At 60.8% G+C, this 9,258-nt stretch carries 11 protein-coding genes; 8 read left to right on the top strand and 3 right to left on the bottom strand.

All coding sequences use genetic code 11. The annotated features are described in order from the left end of the window. Nucleotides 1-196: 196 nt before the first annotated feature. A complete protein-coding gene (locus AC3IT6_RS17780) occupies nt 197-1,132 on the bottom strand; it encodes a sensor domain-containing diguanylate cyclase (RefSeq protein ID WP_223444468.1) in 936 nt (311 codons plus the stop codon). Nucleotides 1,133-1,300: 168 nt separating this feature from the next. On the opposite strand from AC3IT6_RS17780, the gene AC3IT6_RS17775 reads away from it, so the two are divergent. The 3 genes from AC3IT6_RS17775 to AC3IT6_RS17765 all read left to right on the top strand — a co-directional run bounded on the left by AC3IT6_RS17775 (nt 1,301) and on the right by AC3IT6_RS17765 (nt 2,521). Further along, nucleotides 1,301-1,999 carry an AzlC family ABC transporter permease gene (locus tag AC3IT6_RS17775; protein ID WP_223444469.1) on the top strand — a complete coding sequence of 233 codons (699 nt, stop codon included), beginning with the start codon at nt 1,301-1,303 and terminating at the stop codon, nt 1,997-1,999. Next, on the top strand, nt 1,999-2,310 hold the full coding sequence (locus tag AC3IT6_RS17770; RefSeq protein ID WP_191628003.1) for an AzlD domain-containing protein: 312 nt from the start codon (nt 1,999-2,001) through the stop codon (nt 2,308-2,310). The genes AC3IT6_RS17775 and AC3IT6_RS17770 overlap by 1 nt, the downstream gene beginning before the upstream one ends. A gap of 64 nt (nt 2,311-2,374) precedes the next feature. Further along, complete coding sequence (locus tag AC3IT6_RS17765; protein WP_008051909.1) at nt 2,375-2,521, top strand: hypothetical protein; 147 nt, start codon at nt 2,375-2,377, stop codon at nt 2,519-2,521. 60 nt (nt 2,522-2,581) lie between these two features. Here the strand turns inward: AC3IT6_RS17765 and AC3IT6_RS17760 are convergent, their stop codons facing one another. Next, a complete protein-coding gene (locus tag AC3IT6_RS17760; protein ID WP_489351573.1) occupies nt 2,582-3,262 on the bottom strand; it encodes an SOS response-associated peptidase family protein in 681 nt (226 codons plus the stop codon). 197 nt (nt 3,263-3,459) lie between these two features. On the opposite strand from AC3IT6_RS17760, the gene AC3IT6_RS17755 reads away from it, so the two are divergent. Continuing rightward, nucleotides 3,460-4,359, top strand: a complete 900-nt coding sequence (locus AC3IT6_RS17755; protein ID WP_489351571.1) for a polysaccharide deacetylase family protein — start codon at nt 3,460-3,462, stop codon at nt 4,357-4,359. A 69-nt stretch (nt 4,360-4,428) separates the two neighbouring features. On the opposite strand, the gene AC3IT6_RS17750 is transcribed toward AC3IT6_RS17755, so the two are convergent. After that, nucleotides 4,429-5,316: a LysR family transcriptional regulator gene (locus AC3IT6_RS17750; RefSeq protein ID WP_108218023.1), complete on the bottom strand. Its 888-nt coding sequence runs from the start codon at nt 5,314-5,316 to the stop codon at nt 4,429-4,431. A gap of 127 nt (nt 5,317-5,443) precedes the next feature. On the opposite strand from AC3IT6_RS17750, the gene AC3IT6_RS17745 reads away from it, so the two are divergent. From AC3IT6_RS17745 to AC3IT6_RS17730, 4 genes are all read left to right on the top strand, one after another. Beyond that, complete coding sequence (locus tag AC3IT6_RS17745; protein WP_056723540.1) at nt 5,444-6,583, top strand: muconate cycloisomerase family protein; 1,140 nt, start codon at nt 5,444-5,446, stop codon at nt 6,581-6,583. Between the two features lie 10 nt (nt 6,584-6,593). Continuing rightward, entirely contained in the window at nt 6,594-6,884 is a 291-nt protein-coding gene (catC, locus tag AC3IT6_RS17740; protein ID WP_218432980.1) for a muconolactone Delta-isomerase, read from the top strand. Nucleotides 6,885-6,936: 52 nt separating this feature from the next. Then, complete coding sequence (catA, locus tag AC3IT6_RS17735; protein ID WP_458371122.1) at nt 6,937-7,866, top strand: catechol 1,2-dioxygenase; 930 nt, start codon at nt 6,937-6,939, stop codon at nt 7,864-7,866. A 211-nt stretch (nt 7,867-8,077) separates the two neighbouring features. Beyond that, the gene (locus AC3IT6_RS17730) at nt 8,078-9,037 is read left to right on the top strand and encodes an AraC family transcriptional regulator (RefSeq protein WP_150724243.1); all 960 of its coding nucleotides are present in this window, start codon (nt 8,078-8,080) and stop codon (nt 9,035-9,037) included. Nucleotides 9,038-9,258: the final 221 nt, after the last annotated feature.

Genomic DNA, 9,258 nt, shown 5'->3' with positions numbered 1-9,258 from the left:
GTCCTGTCAGCTCATCTGACGGGACAGCGCGCCCCGGTCACATGAGCGACTGTTTCTTCGATTTGAGGGCGTGCGCAACGCAACCTTGCGCCTTGGCAATCAAGCCAATGACGGAAAAGTCGAGATTGAAGGTTGCGGACATACTTGCTTACACCCTGAGTGAGGCGCCCAGTTTTAAAAGCCGGCGCGCCGTTTGTCAATCACGAAAATCAGCGAACTCGGCGCGCATCCGGCCATTGTGCTTGGCCTTGTAGAGCAGGTGATCGACCTGTTCGACGAACTCCAGCGCCGTGGCATGCGGTGAAACGGCGGTGGTACCGACACCGAGGCTGACGCTCAGCAGGTTCGACACCCTGGAGAATTCATGGGGGATCTGCTGCTGGCGAATCAGGTGCAGGCATTTGTGCGCCACCATCCGCGCGGACTCGGCATCGGTTTCCGGCAGCAGCCAGACAAACTCTTCACCGCCGATCCGCGCAATGAAATCCCGTGGCCGGTTGGCCGCCAGGGACAAGGTCTGCGCGACGCGGCGCAGGCATTCGTCGCCCTTGATGTGGCCGTAATGGTCGTTGTATTGCTTGAAGTAATCGATATCCAGCACCAGCACTGACAATGGCAAACCGGTGCGCTGGGCGTGGTTCCACTCGCGCTCCAGCACGGTGTCGAACATGCGCCGGTTGGCGATGCCGGTCAGGCCGTCCTGGAAGGAATACTCTTCAAGCTGCTTTTGCAGGCGGATCAAGTGCTCTTCGGTTTTCTTGCGCTCGCTGATATCGAACATGAAACCCACCAGCGCCTCGATTTCACCGTTCTTGCGCACCACATGCACCACATCGCGGATCCACACGTACTCGCCGCTTTCGGTGAGTGCGCGATAGTCGGCCTCGTGATCGATACCGGCGCGCGATTGCGAGACGCAGAAGTCCATCACGTAGTCGCGATCATCCGGGTGCATGCGCTCGACCCAGTCGTTGACCGACGCCCAACTGTCCTGTTTCCAGCCCAACAGCTCTTCGATCTGTGGCCCGATGTAGCTGAACGTCATGGTTTTCCAGTCGATGCGCCAGGGAATCGCCCGGGTTGACTCAAGCAGGGTTTTATAAACGTCGCTGTCTGTTTCGACTGAACTCATGAAGGGCCTGCCTCGATGAAAATGCAGCGCAATCATGTTGCTAGCACTTTGGCGAATCAAGCGGGCAGCCGATGAATGGCACGCTGTCGTATGAGTGAGCAAGATTGTTCAAGCCTTCGGCCGCGACTGCTGGCAAAGTCTGGGGTCTTTCCCTGTCTGTAGAACGTTATGTCCAACTCAACCATGCCGCGCAGTGCCTTTTTGCGCGGCGCAGCGGCGATCATGCCGTTGTCCCTGGCCACCGCGCCCTGGGGCTTGCTGGCCGGTTCCATGGCCATCGAAGCCAACCTCACGCCCCTGCAAGGCCAGGGCCTGTCGAGCATTGTGTTTGCCGGTGCGGCGCAACTGGTGGCCATCGGCATGCTCAAGGGTGGTGCCGGGATTTTTTCGATCTTGCTGACCACACTGCTGCTGACCTCCCAGCATTTGCTCTACGGGATGAGCATGCGCTCGGTGATTTCGCCATTGCCGGGGCGCTGGCGTGCAGGGCTGGGGTTCTTGCTCACCGATGAGTTGTTCGCCCTGACCAGCCAGCACGACAAACAGCAGTTCAACCGCTGGTACGCCCTGGGCGTGGGCCTGACGTTCTACATCGCCTGGAACCTGTTCACCCTGGCGGGCATTGTGCTTGGCAGCAGCATTCCCGGCCTTGAACACTTGGGCCTGGATTTCTCCATCGCGGCGACCTTCATCGCCCTGATCACCCCAGTGGTACGCAACGTGCCGACCGTGGTGTGCGTGGCGGTGTCGCTGTTCTGCTCGGTGCTGTTCAGCTATTGGCAATGGGGCTCGGCGCTGGTGCTGTCGGGGCTGGCGGGCATGACCGCCGGGTTTGTCTGCAATAAATTCTACGGTGGCCGCACATGATGGTCTGGGCAGTGATTATCGGAATGGGCCTGTTGGTGTTCCTCAACCGCTATGTTTTTCTGGAGCCGCGACTGCCGCTACGCTTGAGCAGCAATGCCCGGCAGTTCCTCGGGTTTGCCGTACCGGGCATGTTGACCGCCATCTGCGGGCCGATTGTGTTCATGCCGGAAAAACAGCTGAATCTGCACTGGGACAATCCCTATCTGATCAGCTCGCTGGTGGCGGTCGCTCTGGTGCTTTACACGCGCAATACGTTGCTCAGCATGCTGTTGAGCATGGGCTTCTTCTTTTTGCTGCGCTGGTGGCTTTGAGCGGGGCAGGGGAACTGATCTAAGCTTAAGTTGATGACCGATCCCTTCAGGAAGCGAGGTGAACATGGCCAATGAACCCAAGCAACCGGACCTGGAAGAAGACGAGGACGAACCCACGGAAGAAGAGATTGAGCAGCAGAAACGTTCGGTACCGGACTGGAAGCATCCTGACGACGGTAAGGAACTGTCAGAGCCTGACCGCAAGTTCTGACCGGCACGCGAATACAACAAAGCCCCGCCATCAAACGGGGCTTTGTCGTGATTGATAAGTTCATGGAACTTTATTGATGAGCGCGGCGCCCTGGTTCCTGACATTGCCAATGGCCTTGTCGACCTGGTACCACTCAAATACCTCACTGACTTCGCCCTGGGATAATGCCATTTCCTCGGCCCGTTCCTTGGGCGTGGCCGGGTCCAGCCATTCACGCGCCAGTTCGGGCGAGAACACCACCGGTCGCCGGTCATGCACGTCAAGCAGGCCGCCTGCGCTGTCGGCCGTCAGGATGACGAAACCGTCGTGCTCCCTGTGAGGCGCTCCGCCGATGGGGTACTGGCCGATAGCCGCGCAGAAAACCGGTGCCCGGTTCCGTCGCCGGATCAACCACGGTTGTTTGTTGCCGTCACCGGCGTCGACCCATTCGAACCAGTTATCAATCGGGCAGATCGCACGATGCGGCCAGATCGCCCGGAAGTACGGGCCGTGGGCGACTTTCTCGACCCGGGCATTGACCGGCTCCGTGCGATCCGTCGCCCAGTGCGGTCGCCAACCCCAGCGCACGGCGTCGGCGTGCAGCCGCTCGTTCTCCAGATGCAGCAGGGCGAGTTGCGTGGTGGGTGCGGCGTTATAGTGCGCCAGGGGTTCGTTGCCGACGTGGTTGATCAGCGCGTCGGGGATGCTCAGCACCGCCACGAAGTCGTGGATTCCGCGGTATTGCGACAGTCGTCCGCACATGGCCTGACACTCTGGTTGAGCATTTTTTTCAGTTTAGTTGGTGGCGACGAAACGGGCCTGGCAAGCACCGGAACCAAACCCTGTGTACCCTATCCAACCTCGGCCCGCCGTCTCGATGCGGGCCGACGACGGATGAGCGGGCGAAGGATCCTTGCCCATTGAAGTATCGCCCGTGATGGTCTGGCCCAAGGCAAAAGATGAAACGATTGTTCAAGTGTTTAACGGTGTGCGCCCTGGCAGTGGGTCTGCTCGGCTGTATCGCTGCACCGATCGAAATGACTCCGCAGACCGAACAGCGTTTGCAGGCGCAACCGCCTATCCGGTTTCTGCTGACGTTCGATGACGGTCCCAGTGCCTCGAGCTGGTGGAATCCGACCGTCACGGTATTGGAGAGCCTGGCGCAAAACCCGCTGCAATCGGACATCAAGGCGGTGTTCTTCGTGCAAACCCGCGCTCCGCGAGCCGGTGGCAGCGAGTTGGGCCGGGACATCATGCGTCGTGAACATGCCGAAGGTCATATCCTGGGCTTCCACACCGCCACGCCCCGGCACACCAATCATCGCTCCCTTGACCCGCCAGCGCTGGAGCAGGCCCTCACTGATGGCAGCGCCGACATCGCCGCGATTACCGGCGCTCCGCCAACCCTGTTGCGCCCGCCATTCTGGAACTACGACAAACGCACCTTCGCCGCCTATCAGCAGCATGGCCTGCACGTGCTGCTCACCGACTTGAGCGCCAACGACGGCAAGATCTGGGGCTTCAACGCCAGCCCCCGGCGCCGGTCGCACATGTTGCGCTCGATGTCCGAAGTTCGCGAGCGCATTGCCCGCGGCGAATTGCCGGTGGTCGATGGCGTGATTCCGGTGGTGGTGACCTTCCACGACCTCAACCGCTATACCGCCCGGCATACCCGCGAATACCTGCAGATCCTGCTCGACAGCGCCCGGGAGACCGGGGTGAAAACCGCCGACAAGCCGTTTTACGACGATCAGTCCGTGCTGCGGCGCGCGGCCATGGCGCGAACCGTGCGCGACGATTCGCAGCCGGTCGAGTTGCCGGGGTTCTGGAACTGGATCTGGGGCGGGAACGCCCATTAGACGTTTTGTCCGCGAGTTGCGTACCGAGATGAAGGCAGGGTGCCGGGCCTTTGTCGGCTGATCATTGCCTTACGCTGCCGGTGGCAACAGCTCATCAATCATCCGCAAACAATGGTTCAACCCCGGCGACACATCGCCCACCCGTCGGCTGAGAATGATCGGCGAGGTGGCGTTGTCCTCCAGCAGCGGGGTGAAGCCGATGTCGTCGCGGTGCAGCAACTGCACCGAGGCCGGTACCAGCGTGACTCCGATTCCTGCCCCCACCAGACCGATCGCCGTTTGCAGCTCGTTGGTCCATTGCGCGACGTGGATGCGCACGCCGTAGGACTCGAACAGGGCAATCACATGGTCGGCGTAACTCGGCCGTGGATTGCCGGGGTACAGCACAAAGGGCTCCTTGGCCAATTCCCGCAGGCTGATGGGACCTGCGAGCAACGGGTGCCCGGCGGGCAGGGCGGCGACCAGGCGGTCTTCGGTGAGCACGGTCTGGACGATGGCCGGGTCGTCGATACGGATCCGGCCGAAACCGATATCGATGCGCCCGGCCTTCAACGCCTGCACCTGTTGCAGGGTGGTCATTTCCGAAAGCCCCAGCTCCAGCTCCAGTGGCTCGCCACTGCGTAACCGCCGGATCAGTTCCGGCAGCACGCCATACAGTGTCGACGGCGCAAAACCGATACCCAGCCAGGTCTTTTCCCCCAGGCCGATACGCCGGGTGTTGTCGCAGACCTTGTTCAGTTGTTCGAGCAGGGCGGTGGAGTGCTCATGGAAAAACCGTCCGGCGTCGGTCAACTTCAGCGGTCGGCCGCGCTCCAGCAGCATCACCCCCAGTTCGTCCTCCAGTTGCTGGATCTGCCGGCTCAAGGGCGGTTGGGCGATGTGCAGCAGCTCGGCGGCGCGGGTGAAGTTGAGGGTTTGAGCCAATACCTGGAAATAACGCAGGTGACGCAGTTCCATGGAGCCTCCAGACGCGGATCGGTTGCATACCTTTAAGGTATCAAGTCAGACCAATTCTATATTGGCATCGGGAAAAAAGCCGTACGAGAATCGATTCCAGAACTTCAAGAACCTGACGGGTATCGAAATGCTTGCAACAGCCATTGAGTCGATCGAGACGATCATCGTCGATCTGCCGACCATCCGCCCGCACAAGCTGGCGATGCACACCATGCAGAACCAGACCCTGGTGATCATCCGCGTGCGTTGCGCCGACGGCATCGAAGGCATCGGCGAATCCACCACCATCGGTGGCCTGGCCTACGGCAATGAAAGCCCGGACAGCATCAAGACCAACATCGACACGCACTTCGCGCCGCTGTTGATCGGCCAGGACAGCAATAACGTCAACGCTGCCATGTTGCGCCTGGAGCGCAGCATTCGCGGCAACACCTTCGCCAAATCCGGTATTGAAACCGCACTGCTCGATGCCCTGGGCAAACGCCTCGGCCTGCCGGTCAGCGAATTGCTCGGCGGCCGTGTTCGCGATGCGTTGCCCGTGGCCTGGACCCTGGCCAGCGGCGATACCGAGAAAGACATCGCCGAAGCGGAAAAAATGCTCGACCTGCGCCGCCACCGCATCTTCAAACTGAAAATCGGCGCCGGTGAGGTCAACCGCGACCTGGCCCATGTGATTGCGATCAAGAAAGCCCTGGGTGACCGCGCCAGCGTGCGGGTCGACGTCAATCAGGCCTGGGACGAAGCGGTGGCGCTGCGGGCCTGCCGGATTCTCGGCACCAACGGCATCGACCTGATCGAACAGCCCATCTCGCGCAACAACCGCGCCGGCATGGCCCGCCTGAACGCGATGAGCCCGGCGCCGATCATGGCCGACGAATCCATCGAATGTGTGGAAGACGCGTTCAACCTGGCCCGCGAAGGCGCGGCTTCGGTGTTCGCCCTGAAGATCGCCAAGAACGGCGGCCCACGCGCTGTATTGCGCACCGCCTCCATCGCCGAAGCGGCCGGTATCGCCCTGTACGGCGGCACCATGCTTGAAGGTGGCCTGGGCACCATGGCCTCGGCCCATGCCTTCGTCACCCTGAACAAGCTGGCGTGGGACACCGAACTGTTCGGCCCGCTGCTGCTGACCGAAGACATTCTCAGCGAACCGCTGGTGTACCGCGATTTTGAACTGCACGTGCCGAACACCCCGGGTCTGGGCCTGAGCCTGGATGAAGAGCGCCTGGCATTCTTCCGCCGCGACAAGACCATTCATCAAGCCTGAGGAGAGCATTATGCTGTTCCACGTAAAAATGACCGTGAACCTGCCGGTCGACATGAACCCGCAAGCGGCAGCCAAACTCAAGGCTGACGAAAAAGCCCTGGCCCAGCGCCTGCAGGAGCAGGGCAAGTGGCGCCACCTGTGGCGCATCGCCGGACACTACGCCAACTACAGCGTGTTCGATGTCGACAGCGTTCAGGAACTGCATGACCTGCTGATGCAATTGCCACTGTTTCCGTACATGGCCATCGAGATCGACGCGATGTGTCGGCATCCTTCTTCCATCCGTGACGATGACCGCTGAGCCCAGCCTGTTCAGCGCGCTACGCTAATAATTACAAGATGAGGAACCCAGAATGAACGTCAAGATTTCCCACACTGCCGAAGTCCAGAAATTTCTCGAAGAGGCCAGCGGCCTGCTCAACGACGCCGGCGACCCACGGACCAAGGCACTGGTCTACCGCATCCTGCGTGACTCGGTGAACATCATCGAAGACCTGGCGGTGACCCCGGAAGAGTTCTGGAAAGCCGTCAACTACCTCAACGTACTGGGCGCGCGCCAGGAAGCCGGGCTGGTGGTGGCCGGTCTCGGTCTGGAGCACTACCTCGACCTGCTGATGGACGCCGAAGACGAGCAGGCCGGCAAGTCCGGCGGCACCCCGCGTACCATCGAAGGTCCACTGTACGTGGCGGGTGCGCCGCTGTCGGAAGGCGAAGCGCGCCTCGACGATGGCATCGATCCGGGTGTGACCCTGTTCATGCAGGGCCGCGTATTCAACACAGCTGGCGAACCTTTGGCCGGCGCCGTGGTAGACGTCTGGCACGCCAACACCGGTGGCACCTACTCGTACTTCGACACCACGCAGTCGGAATTCAACCTGCGTCGCCGCATCGTTACCGACGCCGAAGGCCGTTACCGTTTCCGCAGCATCGTGCCGTCGGGCTACGGCTGCCCACCGGACGGTCCGACCCAGCAACTGCTCGATCAACTGGGCCGTCATGGCCAGCGCCCGGCGCACGTGCACTTCTTCATTTCCGCACCGGACCATCGCCACCTGACCACCCAGATCAACCTCGACGGCGATCAATACCTGCACGACGATTTCGCCTACGCCACCCGCGACGAGCTGATCGCCAAAATCACCTTCAGTGACGATCAACAGCGCGCAGCGGCCCATGGTGTGAGCGGTCGCTTTGCCGAAATCGAATTCGATTTCACCCTGCAGTCGTCGGCCCAGCCTGAAGAGCAACAGCGCCACGAACGGGTTCGTGCACTGGAAGACTGATAGCAAATCCATGTGGGAGCGGGCTTGCTCGCGAAGGCGGAGTCAGCTTCAACATCAACGTTGACTGACACTCCGCCTTCGCGAGCAAGTCGGATCGCCGCACCGCCGCTCCCACAAGGGGTTTCGGTTAACTGTCTGGAAAACCTCAAGGGACTGACGCAGTGTTCTAGAATGGCCCGACGCAACCTATAACAACAATGAGAGTGACCCGATGATGCAAGCTCAACTGTTGAGTCAGCGCAGCAGAGTATTCGACCATGCCGACCCTTATGCGGTGTCGGGCTACGTCAATCAGCATGTCGGTAACCACTGCATTCTCATGCCCCGTGCCGGCAGCCCGCTGGCCAGCCTTGACCATCGAAAGTTCGCCAGCCTCGACCTGTGCCGCATCAGCTACGGCGCCAGTGTGCGCGTGACGTCCGGTGCGCTGGACAGCATTTATCACCTGCAAGTGCTGCTGCGCGGCAATTGCCTGTGGCGCGGCCACGGCCAGGAACATTACTTCGCTCCCGGCGAATTACTGCTGATCAACCCCGACGATCCGGTGGACCTGACGTATTCCGCCGATTGCGAAAAATTCATCCTCAAAGTCCCGACCCGCTTGTTTGAATCGGTCTGCGATGAGCAGCGCTGGCGCTATCCGGGGCAGGGCGTGCGGTTCCTGGAAAACCGTTATCAGCTCAATGAACTGGAAGGTTTCGTCAACCTGCTGGCGATGATCTGCCAGGAGGCCGAATCCACCGAGCAGATCCCCAGGGTGCAGGAGCATTACACGCAGATCATCGTCAGCAAGATGCTCAGCCTGATGAAAACCAATGTCTGCCGCCTCGAACTGGGCTCGCAGACGGCCACGTTCGAGGCGATTGCCGATTACATCGCCAACAACCTCAAACAAGACATCGACAGCGAAGCGCTGGCACGCCAGGCGCACATGAGCTTGCGCTCGCTGTACGGACTGTTCGAGCGCAATGCCGGCCTTACGCCGAAAAACTACCTGCGCCAGAAACGCCTGGAACGCATCAACGCCTGCCTCAGCGACCCGACCTGCAACGTGCGCAACGTCACGGAAGTGGCGATGGATTACGGCTTCCTGCACCTGGGCCGGTTCTCCGACAGCTACCGCAAGCAGTTCGGCGAATTGCCGTCCGATACCCTCAAGCGTCGGCATTGAGGCCGGCACTTCCAACATTCATGTCGCCTGACCCGACGCCTTCGCGGGCAAGCCCGCTCCCACAGGTTTAGTGGCTGGACACAAGTTTTGCGTTCAACCGAAATCACTGTGGGAGCGGGCTTGCCCGCGAAGAGGCCGGCACATTCACCATTGATGGCGCCTGACACTCCGCCAGTGATTGCACAAAACGGATAAAGGTCTGCACCCCGCGGATATTCCAG

The sequence above is a fragment of the Pseudomonas sp. KH_017 genome, from assembly GCF_057840285.1.
Note: the sequence above shows the minus strand (reverse complement) of the source record. Positions and strands in the feature narration are given on the sequence as shown.

Bases quoted from the DNA above. Each gene is read 5' to 3' on its own strand.
- catA (WP_458371122.1), top strand. From the start codon at position 6,937: ATGAACGTCAAGATTTCCCACACTGCCGAAGTCCAGAAATTTCTCGAA.
- AC3IT6_RS17745 (WP_056723540.1), top strand. From the start codon at position 5,444: ATGCTTGCAACAGCCATTGAGTCGATCGAGACGATCATCGTCGATCTG.
- AC3IT6_RS17730 (WP_150724243.1), top strand. From the start codon at position 8,078: ATGATGCAAGCTCAACTGTTGAGTCAGCGCAGCAGAGTATTCGACCAT.
- AC3IT6_RS17770 (WP_191628003.1), top strand. From the start codon at position 1,999: ATGGTCTGGGCAGTGATTATCGGAATGGGCCTGTTGGTGTTCCTCAAC.
- catC (WP_218432980.1), top strand. From the start codon at position 6,594: ATGCTGTTCCACGTAAAAATGACCGTGAACCTGCCGGTCGACATGAAC.
- AC3IT6_RS17780 (WP_223444468.1), bottom strand. From the start codon at position 1,132: ATGAGTTCAGTCGAAACAGACAGCGACGTTTATAAAACCCTGCTTGAG.
- AC3IT6_RS17775 (WP_223444469.1), top strand. From the start codon at position 1,301: ATGTCCAACTCAACCATGCCGCGCAGTGCCTTTTTGCGCGGCGCAGCG.
- AC3IT6_RS17750 (WP_108218023.1), bottom strand. From the start codon at position 5,316: ATGGAACTGCGTCACCTGCGTTATTTCCAGGTATTGGCTCAAACCCTC.
- AC3IT6_RS17765 (WP_008051909.1), top strand. From the start codon at position 2,375: ATGGCCAATGAACCCAAGCAACCGGACCTGGAAGAAGACGAGGACGAA.
- AC3IT6_RS17755 (WP_489351571.1), top strand. From the start codon at position 3,460: ATGAAACGATTGTTCAAGTGTTTAACGGTGTGCGCCCTGGCAGTGGGT.
- AC3IT6_RS17760 (WP_489351573.1), bottom strand. From the start codon at position 3,262: ATGTGCGGACGACTGTCGCAATACCGCGGAATCCACGACTTCGTGGCG.